Here is a 14996-nt window from a genome sequence, read left to right as displayed (position 1 = left end):
GGCATTTCCACATCGAGGATGACAATATCGGGCTGGCATTGCGCCACCTTTTGCAAGGCGTCGGCGCCATCGTCTGCCGTTGTCACCTGATAGCGCTCGCTGAGTGCCTCGACAATCATCTCCTGGATGAAGCTTTCATCGTCGGCGCTCAGTACCCTCTGCTTGTTGTCCATTTTTTCGCTCCTGGTGATTGCGCCTGTCGGCGTCTTGCTGTTTTGAAACACACTTGCCCGTTCAACCCTGCACCGTACCCACGGTGTCAAGGTAGTCCTGCATCGCACGGGCCACTTCGACAAAGCTCTGCTGCATACCAGCCTGCAGCTCGGCGGCGCGTTCAAGATTGCCGCCCTGCTTCATGGCCGCTGCTTCGGCAAGCAGGTCGGCCATCGGCCGTGCGCCCACGGTCAAGGCACTGGATTTGATGCGGTGCGCCGTTGCAGCAAAGCCCGCCAGATCGCCGTTGGCCAGCTGCATCTCCATTTCGCTCAAACCCAGCTCGGTTGATTCGAGAAACTTGCCGGCAAAGCGGTGGATGCGCTCGGCATCGTTGCCGATCATGGCAATCAGCACCGACATATCCAGCACCGGAGCTCCTTCGGCGACCATGGCGTCGGGCAACCCTGCCTGAGCCGCAGGAAGTTCCGGCCCGAGCGATGCCGCACCCTCGTGCGGCTTGAGCCAGCGCGCCAGCACCGCATACAGGGCTTCAGCAAGTACCGGCTTGGTGACAAAGTCATTCATGCCGGCAATGCGGGTGGCATTGCGATCATCAATCGTGGCATTGGCGGTCATGGCAATAATGGGCAGCTCTTGCCAGCGCGCCTGCCGGCGAATCTCCCGGGTGGCTTCGTAACCATCCATATTCGGCATCTGGATATCCATCAGCACCAGATCGACCGATTGCTCGTTCAAGGCCTGCAGTGCGGCATGGCCGTCGCCGGCCACCACCACCTGCACGCCCACCGCATTGAGCATCTCCACCGCCACCTGCTGATTGAAGGCATGATCTTCCACCAACAGGATGCGGCGGCCATTGAGCAGGGCACGGCTGCTGGCGCGATCGGCAGAGCGGCGTGGCAGGTCAGCCATGGCCGGACTGGCCCGACGCAGCGGTAAGGTGAACCAGAAGGTGCTCCCCAAGCCAGGCTCGCTCTCCACGCCCATCTGGCCACCCATCATGTCCACCAGCTGACGTGAAATGGCAAGGCCGAGGCCAGTACCGCCGAATTTGCGCGATACCGAGGCATCGGCTTGCTGGAAGGACTGGAATAATCTGGCCTGCGCGGCTGGCGCAATGCCGACACCAGTATCGCGCACCGAAAAATTGAGGAAGGCTTGCTGTGCCTTGTCGAATACGCTCACAACCAGCACCACTTCACCCTGCTCGGTGAACTTCACTGCATTGCTGAGCAGATTGAACAACACCTGATTCAGGCGCAGGGTATCGCCATAGATAAACTGCGGCACAGTCGATTCCAGGCTCAGCTGCACTTCCAGCTTCGGTTTGTCGACTTTCTCGCGCGCCAGGTCCACCACGCTGCGCAATGCCTGGTGCAGATCAAAGGCCTGTACATCCAGCTCCACCTTGCCCGCCTCGATCTTGGCAATATCGAGGATATCGCTGATGACGCCCAAAAGATGGGTGCCCGACATCTGGATCTTTTGCAGATAATCTCGCTGCTGCGGATCGAGCTCGGTTTGCAGGGCTAGATGGGCCATGCCCAGTACCGAGTTGAGCGGGGTGCGGATTTCATGCGTCATATTGGCAATAAAGCTGCTCTTAGCCTGATTGGCCGACTCGGCCACGGCCTTGGCCTCCTGCAGCTCGGCGGTACGCACATCGACCCTGGCTTCCAGGGTCTGATTAAGGGCCAATAATTCGTCAGTAGCGCGGCGCAGATCGGTGATGTCATAGAGAATCAGCAGCTGTCCATCACTGGCCGACGGCCCCAGCAGGGCCATGGAACACAGCACCACATGGGCGCAGCCGTCGCGGTCTTGCGTAATCATCTCGATCGGCTCACTGCAGGCGTGCGTCCCCAGGCATTGCACCGTGCTGCGCTGCCATTGCGCCTGTACTGTTGCACGATATTCGGGGTCGGGCAGCGCTTGCTGCCACCAATCGGCGATTTGCGGTAAATCAGTCATGCCATAGCCAAATACATTGCTAAACGCCGCATTGACCAAGCTGATCGCACCATCCCCCTCCACCAGCATATGCGGTACCGGCGAAGCCTCGACCAGGGTACGCAGGCGGCGCTCGCTGAGCGCCAGTGCCTTCACCGCAGCCAGATGCTCGCTGACCTCTTCCAGTGAAATCACCCGGCCCTTCTCCTGCGCCATGCCCTCTTCGGGCCGATCGAGCGAGCGAGCATTGAGGCGGAACCAGCGCAGGGTGTTACCAGTCGGCAAACCGAGCAACAGGTCGCGCACTTCTGCCGCTTGCGACAACAAATCCAGTGGATGCTTGCCCGGCGCAAAGGCAACACCCTCGCCGTCCACGGCGCCTGCCAGGCAATCGGCCAAGGGGCGGTCGCCCAAGCCGCCCGCATCCTTGCCCAGCATGCGCTCTGCCGCCTGATTGCAGGCGCGAATACGGCCGCCGGCATCGATCAGCAATACCGCCTCGAACAAGGCATCGATCATTTTTCGCTGGGTGGCGGCCACCAGGTGCAAAGCCTGCGCCTGCCGCCGGTTTTGACCCATCACCGCCGCCAGCAACAAAGGGGAGAGAACCATCAGCATCAGGGACAATAGCTGGCTCAGCCCGCTAAGGCGCAATATGGCAGGCTCTACTGCAGGTACACCAGTTGAAATCAGCAGCACCGCCAACACCGAACAGAGCCACACTTGCAAGGCCACCTGGGCGAACGGTAGCAGGGTCGCCAAAACCAGCACCGGCATGGCGAAGTAGACAAATGGTTGCGGCAGAAAGCGAAACGCCAGCCACTCGAAGGCCAGCAAGACGAGCAGCATGGCAACGCTGCGAGGAGGCATCCGTAACGCTCCGCCGGTCAGCAGCGAGGCCGCCAGCGGCAGCATGGTTAGGCAACCCAGTACATTCGATGCGAAATAGCGATTGGCGTCGACCCCGATCGCCGGCAAGCCCATCAGCATGGCTGCCGGCAAGGGCAATAGCACCGCACCTAATCCCAGCAGCCGTAACAGGGACAGAGCGCCCTGTTCGAAACCCGCATGCCATTGCCGCTGTCGTATCCAGGCAGCCACCAGCGCAGCGGCGCCAGTATTGACCAGGCTGACCAATAGCCTGGGGCCTACACCGACGCCGAAGCACCATCGTGCGATGATTTCACCGGCAAGGGCGCCTGCTGCAATCCACGGCCAACTGGTGCCGGGCCGTCCAACGAACAACACCAACAGCACCGCATTGCCAAAGTACAGCAAGGGCAGTCCGTCCGATCGTGAGGGCAAACCCATGGAAACAACGTCCAACAGGCCAACCAGCAGCGTGGTCAGCACCAGATCACGAAACGGCTTCAAAACGGTATACCCAGGGGTTTGCGGGTTGATCGCACCGATCAGGCGCTTGTTGTTGTGCATATTCCTCCCCCAATCAGGGGCAAATCTGGATTAGCAAGATGACTACTTCAAGGCGTACTCCACCTCCACCTGATTGCCACTGCCGACGAACAACACGCTCTCGCACAGCCGGCGCACCAGCGCAAGGCCACGGCCATGCGTCTGTTGGCCATCGTCGCTAAGGCGGGCCATATCCTGGCGCGCGAAGTCAAATCCTTCGCCGCTGTCCTTCATCCATAATCGCAGCAAGGCGCGCTCGGCATCGACCCGGTAGTTCATACCGATTTCTATGCTGCCCGACTCCAGCGCCTGCAAGCGGCGCTGCCGCTCTTCCATATATTGACCAAAACCCTCGCCGGCGCTCTTTTGCAGGGACGACAGCTTGAGCACGCCATGATCGAGTGCGTTGTTGAACAACTCACTCATCACCAGCAGCACCTCGCCAAACTGGGTTTCATTGAGATTGATCTGATGCAACCAGCCCAATAGGGCCGGCATGCAGTTATCCTCGCGCAGTTGGCGTGGCCCGAACGACAGGCGAATCTCCCAGTCAGCCAATTCGGTGTGCGCGGCATCGGCCTGGGCTGATTCGGGCATGCTGTTCTGTCGCTGCTCGCACGGAATAATCACCAGCGACACATCATCGTGCGCCTCGCGCCCGTCCAGATGCTCGGCTACCGCCTGCCGCACGGCCGCCATTCTTTGCTCGGCCGGCACCGAGGCGAGCACCTGCAGCATGCTGGCCTCACCGAATTCCTTGTCTTGCGCGTTGCGCGCTTCGCTCAGGCCATCGGAGAACAGCGCCAGCGTAGCGGTTTCGGGCCAGCGATATACCGCAAGGCCCGGGTCGAAATCCTCATTGCCCAGTATGCCCAGCGGCGCATTTTGCGATTCGAAGCGGCGCAGTAGCTTGCCGTCGGCATCCACCAGCAAGGCAGCCGGCAGGCCACCGTTCCATAGCGAGACGATGCGTTCGGCGTAATCTACCGCCACCAGGATGGCGGCAACAAAGCGCCCCAAGGGCAGGCTGCGATGCAACTGCGTATTGATTTCGCGGGCAATGGCGCTGATGGCAAAGCCTTTTTGCGTCATCGAATGAAAGGCCGACACTGCCGGCAGGCAGCTGATGGCAGCCGACAGGCCATGGCCGGTGCTGTCGGCCAGCATGATGTGCGCGACACCTGTAGGGGAGCGCTCCACCGCCACCACATCACCGCTGAAATTCACCGCCGGCTTGATCCACTCCTGTACGCCGGTCGCTGCCTGTTCGGCATGCACGGTCAGGCTGCTCAGCACATGCTTGGCCAGCTCCTGCTCCGCCTCGTTGGCACGGTAATAGGCCTCGAGCTGCTCGGCATCCTGGGCGATGCGCAGCTGCATGTCGGCGATGCGCGCCATCACATTGATCTTGGCCGACAACAGGGTGATATCGATGGGCTTGGACAGATAGTCATCACCGCCGGCCGACAGGCCCTGGATCACATCTTCCTGATCGGCCTTGGCGGTAAGGAAGATGATAGGCAGCCAATGCTCGCCGAGCAGGCTGCGGATCTGCCGGGTGGCCTCCAGGCCATCCATCACCGGCATCATCACATCCATCAGGATCAGATCAGGCCGGGTTGCCTGGCAATATTGGACGGCGGCCTGGCCGTCGTTCACCAGCACGATATCGTGCCCCAGCTGGGTAATGAAACGGGTGAGCAGGCGACGATTCATCTCGCTATCGTCTGCCGCCAGGATGCTGAGCTTGCGCGTCATGCGGCCTAGTCCAGGGTGTAGAACTTTTCGAATTTGGCAATGGCCAGCACCTGCTTGACCGAGCCACGGGCACCGATGATCTTGATGCTGGTAATGCCCTTGCCGGCGGCCTGCTCACGCAGCACCAGCAACATGCCCAGCGCCGAGCTGTCGATGTATTCGGTTTCATACAGATTCACTTCCAGGCTGCGTATGCCGCTGGCAGCCAGCGCCTCCACCGTTGCATTGCGAAACGGCTGATGCAGGGCGAAATTGAAGCGCCCCAGCACCGAGATCACCGCGACACCATCCTGGATACGGCAGCTTACTGACATGGACTGACTCCCGCCGTCGCGCATTGCTGCTTGGCTTGCGCGCTTTGCAAAAGAAAAAATTGGACTACGCTTAGCTCTACCCAGTGTAGGAAATAGTTGCAGGCTGGCAGCAAGGAATTTGCCTGCGTCTTGAAGCTGACCACAGGATGACAACGTGATCTGGCAATTCACCCGCATTCACCTTGCCTTGCTGCTTGCAAGTGCTGTGTTCAATCTGGCCCTGTATGCACTCAATGGCCAGGGCTTTCTGACCAGCCTGCTTCAATGCCTTGCCACCAGCCTGCTTATCGCGCTGGCTGCGCTTCGCAACGGTGAAACGCCGCAGCAAGCGCGTGCCGGCGTACGGCCGGAATCATTGATCGGCACGGCCAGCGATCTGGCAGAAAGGCTCTGCAGTGAGACAGTTTCGCAACACAAACAGGCCAGCCACGAACTCGACGATGCCAGCCGGCTGGTGAACGATGCCATGCGCGGCCTGATCGACAGCTTCAGCACCATTACTCGCCTCGCCAACCAGCAGCAGCAGATCGTGCTTAACCTGACCAGCACCCAGGTGCTCAGGGGCGATGCCCAGACAATGACTTTCGAGCGCTTTGCCCAGGAAACCAATGCCACCCTGGAGAGCTTTGTCGACAATACCTTGCGCACCAGCCAGATCAGTATCGAGCTGGTCAACCGCCTGCACGATATCAGCAACCTGATCAATGGCATCCTCGCCTTTCTTGGCGATATCGACTCCATTTCCAAGCAGACCAATATGCTGGCGCTCAATGCCGCCATCGAGGCAGCGCGTGCCGGAGAGGCCGGGCGCGGGTTTGCGGTAGTGGCCGATGAGGTGCGTTCGCTATCGCTGCGTACCAATGATTTCAGCCAGCGCATCCGCGAGACCATCATCAAGGTGCATGGCTCGGTAGCCGACGCCGATGTCAGCATCTCCAGCCTTGCCTCGCAAGACATGAGCTATGTGCTGGAAGCGAAGAACAATGTCCAGCAGGCCATTGTGCAGATTCGCGCACTGAGCGGCTCAATGGAAGACGCCGTCAATGAACTGAACCAGATCGCCGGCGAGGTGCAAATGAGTACCAATACCGCCATCACCTCCTTGCAGTTCCAGGATCTGGTCAGCCAGTCACTCGAACATACCAAGCGGCGGCTGGCGCAGCTTTCCGTACCGTTCGAGACGCTCAATCAAGCCGCCCGCCAGGGCCGCCCGGACTATGCCCACCCCGATCTCGAACACAGCAAACGCTTGCTGGAACAGACCCACCAGCAGGTCATCGCCCTGCTCGATGGGCTCGAACACGTCAATGGCCGGCACCCGGTCACCCAAAAGAGCATGGCCAGCAATGATATCGAGCTGTTCTGATTAACCACCGGTTTTCGGACTGCACCGCAATTAACCGCCCCAGGAGGCCCCTACATGGCAAAGACCGTGTTGACTGTTGATGACTCTGCCTCAATCCGCCAGATGGTTGCCTTCACGCTCAAATCCGCCGGCTACCAGGTGGTGGAAGCCGCCGATGGCGAGGCCGGCTTGCGTGCCGCCAAGGCACAGAGTTTTGATTTGATTCTCACCGATCAGAACATGCCGGTGATGGATGGATTGACACTGATCCGCTCGCTGCGCGCCCTGGCGCAATACCGCAGCACGCCGATCCTGATGCTGACCACCGAAGCCGGCGACACCATGAAGTCGCAAGGGCGGGCGGCCGGCGCCACCGGCTGGCTGGTCAAGCCGTTCGATCCGCAAAAGCTCCTCGAAGTGATCAAAAAAGTGCTGGTGTAGCCCGCCAAGCCGCGCAACAAACCAGCCACAGGGAGGCGTCGATGGATATCGACATGTCGCAGTTCGTCCAGACTTTCTTCGACGAAGCCAATGAGCATCTGGCGGCCATGGAGTCGCAGCTGCTGTCGATCAATCTGGAAGCGCCAGACCCGGAAGCCCTCAATGCCATTTTCCGCGCCGCTCATTCGATCAAGGGCGGAGCCGCCACCTTTGGCTTTACCGATCTGACCGACGTCACCCATATTCTGGAAAACCAGCTGGACCGCGTGCGCAAGGGCACCCTGTCGCTGCGCACCGATATGGTCGACACCTTCCTGGAAGCCGGTGATGCCTTGCAGACCATGCTGCAGGCGCATCAGGCCGGACAGGAGCAAAACAACGACGCCGCCCATGCCATCTGCCAGAAACTGCATGCGCTGGAGCAGGAAAACGACGACGCAGCGGCCGATAGCAGCCAGGAAACCAGCAGCAGCCCGGGCAATCATTGGCGTCTGAGCCTGAAAAAGAAGGTCAATGCGCAGCAGCGCGAAACCTTGAAACGTGGGCTCACCGGCCTTGGCTGGATCGACGATGAAGGCTCGGGCGAACACTATCAGACCGTAAGCCCGGACAGCGGCGAACAAATCCGCGAGGCGATCGGCTTTGTGCTCGATGAAGATGCTTATACCCTGGAAATGCTCGTCGCGCCGGAACCCTATGGCCTGTTCGCCCAACCGGAGAACGGCATCGCTGAAGAAGGTGACGGCTTTGGCCTGTTCGCACCTTCCACGGCCAACGATGGCGTGATTGAGGAGGGTGAAGGCTTTGGCCTGTTCGAGCCGCTCACGCCGACCCGCCAGCCGGCCATCGCCGAAGAAGGACCCGGCTATGGCCTGTTCGCACCTGCCGATGCTCATGGTGTGGTCGAGGAAGGCGATGGCTATGGCTTGTTTGCGCCGACAGCGCCAGATGTACAGGGCAAAACCGCTTCAAGCGCTGCAGCAGGCGCGGCACCAGCTGCCAGCAAGGCGAGCAAACCGGCGGCGGTGCCAGCGGCGGCGGGAAACAGCGAGTCCAATTCGATCAGGGTAGGCGTCGAGAAGGTCGATGAACTGATCAATCTGGTCGGTGAACTGGTGATCACCCAGGCCATGTTGTCGCAGATCACGGGCCAGCTCGACCCGGCACTGCATGAGCGCTTGCATGCCGGCATTGCCTTGCTGGAGCGCAATACCCGTGAATTGCAGGAATCGGCGATGTCGATCCGCATGATGCCGATCTCCTTTGTATTCAGTCGTTTCCCGCGCGTGGTGCGCGACACCGCCAGCAAGCTGGGCAAGAAGGTGCGGCTGGTCACCCATGGCGAGAGCACCGAACTCGATCGCGGCCTGATCGAAAAGCTGGCCGACCCGCTTACCCATCTGGTGCGCAACAGCCTCGACCATGGCATCGAAAAAAGCGAAGCGCGCCTCGCCAAGGGCAAGGACGAGCAGGGCACGCTGACCCTCAAGGCCTTTCATCAGGGTGGCAATATCATCATCCAGGTCTCGGACGACGGTGCCGGGCTCAATCGCGAGCGCATTCTCGCCAAGGCCCGCTCGCAAGGCATGAAGGTCAGCGATGCCATGCCCGACAACGAGATCTGGCCCTTGATTTTCGAGCCCGGTTTTTCCACCGCCGAAACGGTGACCGATGTATCGGGCCGCGGCGTCGGCATGGATGTAGTGCGCCGCAATATCCAGGGCATGGGCGGCCGCATCGATATCGATACCGTGAAGGATGCCGGTACCACCATGACCATACGACTGCCGCTTACCCTGGCGATTCTCGAAGGCATGGCAATCCGGGTGGCGCGCGAAGTCTATGTCATTCCACTGGCCTTCATCGTCGAATCGCTGCAGCCCAACAGCAAGGATATCCGCAGCGTGTCGGGCAAGGGTCGGGTGGTGTCGGTGCGCGGCGACTATCTGCCCATCATCACCTTGCACGAGGTGTTCGAGGGCGATGCAACGCTGGAAGACTTCAGCAATGGCCTGTTTGTCATCCTCGAATCCGAAGCGGGCAAGACCGCCCTGTATGTGGACGATCTGCTCGGCCAGCACCAGGTAGTGATCAAGAGCCTGGAAGCCAATTTCCGCAAGGTGGCAGGTATATCCGGCGCCACCATCATGGGCGATGGTCATGTGGCACTGATCATCGATGTGGAATCGCTGGTGCGCATGAGCCTGAGCAAGCAGCGCCAGGACAACACGCAGTGAACCGATCCATTCCACCATTCATAACAAGGCAATGGCAGTCATTTAGGGAGGCGTTACCGTGGCGATAAATAGCTGGTTTTCGTGGCTGAAGAACAGTGCCGATCAGGCGCTGGAGCAGGCGATCGATGCGGTGATCACCATTGATGCCAATAACAATGTCACCTTTTTCAACGCCGCAGCCGAGCGCCTGTGGGGTTACCGGCGCAGCGAGGTGCTGGGCCGCAATGTGAAGATGCTGGTGCCGATGGCGATCCAGTCCAACCACGATGGCTATGTCAACCAGAACCGGCGTACCGGCCAGGACAAGATTGTCGGCACCTCGCGCCAGGTGGAACTGGAGCGCAAGGATGGCAGCAAGGTGTGGGTGAAGCTGTCGCTGTCGAAAGTGCGGGTGCGCGGCCAGATTCATTACACCGCCTTTGTGCAGGACATCACGGCCGAGCGCGAGGCGCAGGAGCAGGTAACGCAGACCCTGGAACAAGCGCTCGACGCGGTAGTGAGCATAGACGAGCGCAATAATGTGACGTTTTTCAATGCCGCCGCCGAGCGCCTGTGGGGCTACCGGCGTGCCGAGGTGATCGGGCAGAACGTGAAGATGCTGGTGCCGGCAATGATCCAGCCGCAGCACGATAGCTTCGTCAACGCCAACCGCAGCACTGGCCATGACAAGATCGTCGGCACCTCGCGCGAGGTGGCGATCGAGCGGCGCGACGGCAGCCATGCCTGGGCCAATCTGTCGCTATCCAAGGTCAAACTCGGCAAGCGTATTGTCTACACTGCCTTCCTCAAGGATGTCACCGCTGAAGTGGCGCAGCGCGAGCAGATCAAGATGCTGTCGCTGGTGGCCAATGAGACCGACAACTCGGTGGTGATTACCGACGCCAATGGCTTGATCGAATACGTGAACAATGGCTTTGAGCGACTCACCGGCTACACCCTGCCGGAAGTACGTGGCAAAAAGCCCGGTGCGGTACTGCAAGGGCCACTCACCGATGCGGCAACAGTGCGGCGGGTCAGCGAAAAGCTGCGCAGCCAGCAGCCGTTTTATGAAGAGATTCTCAACTACAGCAAGGCCGGCCAGATGTACTGGATCTCGCTGGCCATCAACCCGGTCAAGGACGCCAGCGGCAAGCTGGAGCGCTTTGTATCGATCCAGACCAATATCGATGAAACCAAACGCCGCGCCCTGGACTTTACCAACCGGCTCGAGGCGATCAATAAATCCAATGCAGTGATCGACTTCGATATGGACGGCCATGTGGTGACCGCCAACGATAACTTCCTCAAGGCCATGGGCTACAACCTTGACGAGATACGCGGCAAGCACCATAGCCTGTTTGTCGAGGCCGACTACCGCAATAGCCCGGCTTACCAGACCTTCTGGGCCGACTTGCGCGCCGGCAAGGCGTTTGCCGACCAGATCAAGCGTATCGGCAAGGGTGGCAAGGAAGTATGGCTGCAAGCCACCTATAACCCGATTTTCGACCTGAGCGGCAAGCCGGTAAAGGTGGTCAAATACGCCGCCGACATCACCCCGCAACGCACTGCCCTGGCCGAAATCAGCCGTGGCCTGCTGGCGCTGGCCGAGGGCAATCTCAATATCAGCGCCCAGGGCGAGTTCGACAGCGAATTCAACCGCCTGCGCGACGCCTTCAACCAGACAGCCAGCGGCTTGCGCGATGCGATTGCCGATGTGCGCATAGCAGCCGATGTGATTACCGTCGCATCGAAAGAAATCGCCGCCGGTAACCTGAACCTCAGCAACCGCACCGAAAGCCAGGCGGCCAGCCTCGAGGAAACCGCCTCCAGCATGGAGGAGCTGACCAGCACGGTGAAACAGAATGCCGAAAACGCCAAGCAGGCCAACCAGCTGGCGCGTGGCGCCAGCGATATCGCAGTGCGCGGTGGCGAGGTGGTCGGCCAGGTGGTCAGCACCATGCAGGACATCAATGCCTCGGCGCGCAAGATCGTCGACATCATTTCAGTCATCGACGGCATCGCCTTCCAGACCAATATCCTGGCGCTGAACGCCGCCGTGGAAGCGGCCCGCGCCGGCGAGCAGGGGCGCGGCTTTGCCGTGGTCGCCTCCGAAGTGCGCAATCTGGCACAGCGCTCGGCCGCTGCCGCCAAGGAAATCAAGACCCTGATCGACGATTCGGTCAACAAGGTGGAAGCCGGCAGCAAGCTGGTCAACGACGCCGGCCGCACCATGGAAGAAGTGGTGAACTCGGTGAAACGCGTCACCGACATCATGAGCGAGATCTCGGCTGCCTCGGCCGAACAAAGCGCCGGTATCGAGCAGGTCAACACCACCATCACCCAGATGGACGATATGACCCAGCAGAACGCCGCCCTGGTGGAACAGGCAGCGGCGGCGGCAGCGAGCCTGGAGGAGCAATCGCAAAGCCTCGCCATGGCGGTAGCACGCTTCCAGCTGGAAAACGATGCCCCGCAGCGCCAGCCCACCAAACGCGGCAAGGCCAGCCCGCCAGCACAGCTCAAGGCACGCCACGCGCTGCCGGCAAAGCCCAAGGCGGACGAAGACGACTGGAGCGAGTTCTAAGACGGTCACGCAAGGCCCGGCGCTCGCGCCGGGCAGGCAAATAGCAACACCCTGGCAGGCTGGTTAAAGCCTCGCGGCAAATGCACAGGAGAGCATGATGGAAACAGCAAGCAGCCACGCCGGCAGCGCCGAATATCTGGTGTTTACCCTGGGGCGCGAGGAATACGGCATCGACATCCTCAAGGTGCAGGAAATACGCGGTTACGACCATGTAACCGGCATTGCCAATACCCCGGCCTTTATCAAGGGGGTGATCAATCTGCGCGGCATCATCGTGCCGATTGTCGATTTGCGCATCAAATTCGCGCTGGGTGAACCTAGTTACGACCAGTTCACCGTGGTGATCATTCTCAATGTGGCACGCCGGGTGATCGGCATCGTCGTTGATGGCGTATCGGATGTGATCACCCTCAATGGCGAGCAGATCAAACCGGCGCCCGAATTCGGCGCCACCCTCAATACCGAATTCATCCAGGGCCTCGGAACGGTAGAGGAGCGGATGATCATTCTCGCCGATATCGAAAGACTGCTGACCAGCCGGGAAATGCAGCTGGCCGACAGCGCCCAGGAAGCCGCCTGATACCAAGGGGAGCGCCATGACCTTCAAAAAACAACTCTATCTGGCCTTTGCCGCCTTGCTGGTACTGGTAGGCCTGCTCGGGCTGATGCAGCTGCATGCCGCTTCCACCACCGCCGAGGCGATGGAGACCCTGGCCGAGGACAATATCCCGCACGCCAAACTCTCGTATGGCATGTTTTCGCAGATCAATACCATAGGCCGGGCCCTCCGCAATATGCAGATTTTCGGGCCAGGCGAGGCGGCCGAAAAAGAATGGAGCCGCATCGGCGAAGCGCGCGCCAAGATCGGCGAACTGCTGCAGACCATGGAAAAACGCGCGAAAGACGGCAACGACGAGGTGGGGCTGAAAGATATTGCCGAAATCCAGAAACTCGGAGCGGATTTCCAGGCGCAGCAGGACAGCTACCGCAAATTGTTCAGCAGCGGCGATATGGTACGCAGCCAGCTGCAATTGATGGGCGGCATGCGTGAAAGCTTTAATGCCTACAAGGACAAGACCGAGGCGATGGCCGATCGGGAGATGAAGGAAGCCACCGAGATCTCCGACCGGCTGCTGGACCAAAGCCACTTCCAGGAGAAGCTGGTGATGGTTGTTCTGCTGGTGGCCTTGCTCGGCACTGCCGGCATCTGTTACTGGCTGCTGCGCCTGCAGGCACGGCTGCTCGGTGGCGAGCCGGAAGTACTGGTGCAGCTGGCAAGGCGGATCGCTGCAGGCGAACTGGATATGGCAATGCGGGTGGACGCGAACGATAAGCACAGCCTGGCCGCTGCCATGCAGCAGATGCAGACCGGCTTGCAGGCCGGGGCCCGCGAGGCGCGCGAGAATCTGCGCATCCGCTCGGCACTCGATTCGGTCAGCACCAGCGTGATGATTGCCGATGCCGACCGCACCATCCTGTATATCAATCCGGCGCAGGCACAGCTGTTGCAGGCAGCCGAGAGCGATATCCGCCGCGAACTGCCGCAGTTCAATGCCCGCTCGATCATTGGCGCCAGCATAGACAACTTTCACAAAAACCCCGGGCATCAGCGCGGCATACTGGCACAGCTGCGCGGCACCCATACCGCCCGCCTCAGCATCGGCAACCGCCGCTTCAAGCTGGTGATGAACCCGATCATCGATAGTAGCGGCCAGGCCAGCGGCACGGTGGTGGAATGGGCAGACGAAACCGAAGCCTTGGCCATGCTCGAGCGTGAACGGCTGGCTGCCGCCGAAATGTCGCGGGTAATGAAGGCGCTGGAGTGCGTCGAACTACCGATCCGCATCGTCGACAAGCAAGGCACCATCCTCTATGTAAACCGCGCCCTGCAAGAGACGGTACGCCGCCTCGCCGTACCCTTGAAGCAGCAGCGGCCGGCCATCGACCCGGAAAAGCTGGTCGGCAGCAGCATCGGGCTGTTTTATGACAATCCGCAGGAAGCCCTGGCGCGTCTGGCCAACATCAATGGCACCGTGCGCAGCCGGCTCGATATTGGCGGGCGGCTATTCGATATTGTCACCAATCCGATTACCGACGAGCACGGCAACAATGTCGGCTCGGTCGGCCAATGGCGCGATGTCAGCGACCAGGTACAGGCCGAGGAAGAAATCGGCGTGGTCATCGCAGCTGCCGCCCGTGGCCAGTTCGATCAACAGATTGCCCTGGCCGGCAAGGAAGGCTTTTTCAAACAGCTGGCAGAAAACATCAATCTGCTCCTGCGCACGACCGAGCAGGGTCTCGCCGAAGTGGTAGGCATGTTGGCCGCGCTATCCGAAGGCGATCTCACCCAACGCATCGTCAGCGACTATGCCGGCACCTTCGGCCAGCTCAAGGACGACAGCAATGCCACCGCCGAAAAACTGGCGGAAATCATTACCCAGATCAAGGAAGCCTCCGACACCATAGGCACCGCCTCACAAGAGATCGCCGCCGGCAACCAGAACCTCAGCAATCGCACCGAAAGCCAGGCGGCCAGCCTCGAGGAAACCGCCTCCAGCATGGAACAGCTGACCAGCACGGTGAAACAGAATGCCGAAAACGCCAAGCAGGCCAACCAGCTGGCACGTGGCGCCAGCGATATCGCGGTGCGCGGTGGCGAGGTGGTCGGCCAGGTGGTCAGCACCATGCAGGACATCAACGCCTCGGCGCGCAAGATCGTCGACATCATTTCAGTCATCGACGGCATCGCCTTCCAGACCAATATCCTGGCGCTGAACGCCGCCGTGGAAGCGGCCCGC

The 14996-nt window shown here is 60.4% G+C and carries 10 protein-coding genes; 6 read left to right on the top strand and 4 right to left on the bottom strand.

The features are described 5' to 3' along the window. The 4 genes from ACE3OH_RS10575 to ACE3OH_RS10560 all read right to left on the bottom strand — a co-directional run. Positions 1–173 (bottom strand): response regulator transcription factor (locus ACE3OH_RS10575; RefSeq protein WP_374351805.1); only part of this gene is annotated, 173 nt, incomplete at its 3' end. Positions 174–234: 61 nt separating this feature from the next. Continuing rightward, positions 235–3561 carry an ATP-binding protein gene (locus tag ACE3OH_RS10570; protein WP_374351802.1) on the bottom strand — a complete coding sequence of 1109 codons (3327 nt, stop codon included), beginning with the start codon at positions 3559–3561 and terminating at the stop codon, positions 235–237. 42 nt (positions 3562–3603) lie between these two features. Continuing rightward, a complete protein-coding gene (locus ACE3OH_RS10565) occupies positions 3604–5298 on the bottom strand; it encodes a SpoIIE family protein phosphatase (RefSeq protein WP_374351799.1) in 1695 nt (564 codons plus the stop codon). Between the two features lie 5 nt (positions 5299–5303). Continuing rightward, entirely contained in the window at positions 5304–5612 is a 309-nt protein-coding gene (locus ACE3OH_RS10560; protein ID WP_374351796.1) for an STAS domain-containing protein, read from the bottom strand. A gap of 154 nt (positions 5613–5766) precedes the next feature. Between ACE3OH_RS10560 and ACE3OH_RS10555 the strand changes: the two genes are divergently transcribed. From ACE3OH_RS10555 to ACE3OH_RS10530, 6 genes are all read left to right on the top strand, one after another. Continuing rightward, entirely contained in the window at positions 5767–6978 is a 1212-nt protein-coding gene (locus ACE3OH_RS10555) for a methyl-accepting chemotaxis protein (RefSeq protein ID WP_374351793.1), read from the top strand. Positions 6979–7032: 54 nt separating this feature from the next. Continuing rightward, positions 7033–7398, top strand: a complete 366-nt coding sequence (locus ACE3OH_RS10550) for a response regulator (protein WP_374351790.1) — start codon at positions 7033–7035, stop codon at positions 7396–7398. A 41-nt stretch (positions 7399–7439) separates the two neighbouring features. Then, on the top strand, positions 7440–9635 hold the full coding sequence (locus ACE3OH_RS10545; protein WP_374351787.1) for a chemotaxis protein CheW: 2196 nt from the start codon (positions 7440–7442) through the stop codon (positions 9633–9635). Between the two features lie 58 nt (positions 9636–9693). Further along, positions 9694–12198, top strand: a complete 2505-nt coding sequence (locus tag ACE3OH_RS10540; RefSeq protein ID WP_374351784.1) for a PAS domain S-box protein — start codon at positions 9694–9696, stop codon at positions 12196–12198. A 97-nt stretch (positions 12199–12295) separates the two neighbouring features. Further along, positions 12296–12778, top strand: coding sequence for a chemotaxis protein CheW (locus ACE3OH_RS10535; protein WP_374351781.1), 483 nt, complete (start codon positions 12296–12298; stop codon positions 12776–12778). Positions 12779–12794: 16 nt separating this feature from the next. Further along, positions 12795–14996, top strand: a 2202-nt coding sequence (locus tag ACE3OH_RS10530; RefSeq protein WP_374351777.1) for a methyl-accepting chemotaxis protein, incomplete at its 3' end; no start/stop codon positions are given.

This window comes from Chitinimonas sp. (assembly GCF_041904975.1).
In the GTDB taxonomy this organism is placed as follows: domain Bacteria; phylum Pseudomonadota; class Gammaproteobacteria; order Burkholderiales; family Chitinimonadaceae; genus Chitinimonas.
This window is presented reverse-complemented; position numbering and strand designations above follow the sequence as displayed.

Bases quoted from the DNA above. Each gene is read 5' to 3' on its own strand.
- ACE3OH_RS10570 (WP_374351802.1), bottom strand. From the start codon at position 3,561: ATGCACAACAACAAGCGCCTGATCGGTGCGATCAACCCGCAAACCCCT.
- ACE3OH_RS10565 (WP_374351799.1), bottom strand. From the start codon at position 5,298: ATGACGCGCAAGCTCAGCATCCTGGCGGCAGACGATAGCGAGATGAAT.
- ACE3OH_RS10560 (WP_374351796.1), bottom strand. From the start codon at position 5,612: ATGTCAGTAAGCTGCCGTATCCAGGATGGTGTCGCGGTGATCTCGGTG.
- ACE3OH_RS10550 (WP_374351790.1), top strand. From the start codon at position 7,033: ATGGCAAAGACCGTGTTGACTGTTGATGACTCTGCCTCAATCCGCCAG.
- ACE3OH_RS10545 (WP_374351787.1), top strand. From the start codon at position 7,440: ATGGATATCGACATGTCGCAGTTCGTCCAGACTTTCTTCGACGAAGCC.
- ACE3OH_RS10535 (WP_374351781.1), top strand. From the start codon at position 12,296: ATGGAAACAGCAAGCAGCCACGCCGGCAGCGCCGAATATCTGGTGTTT.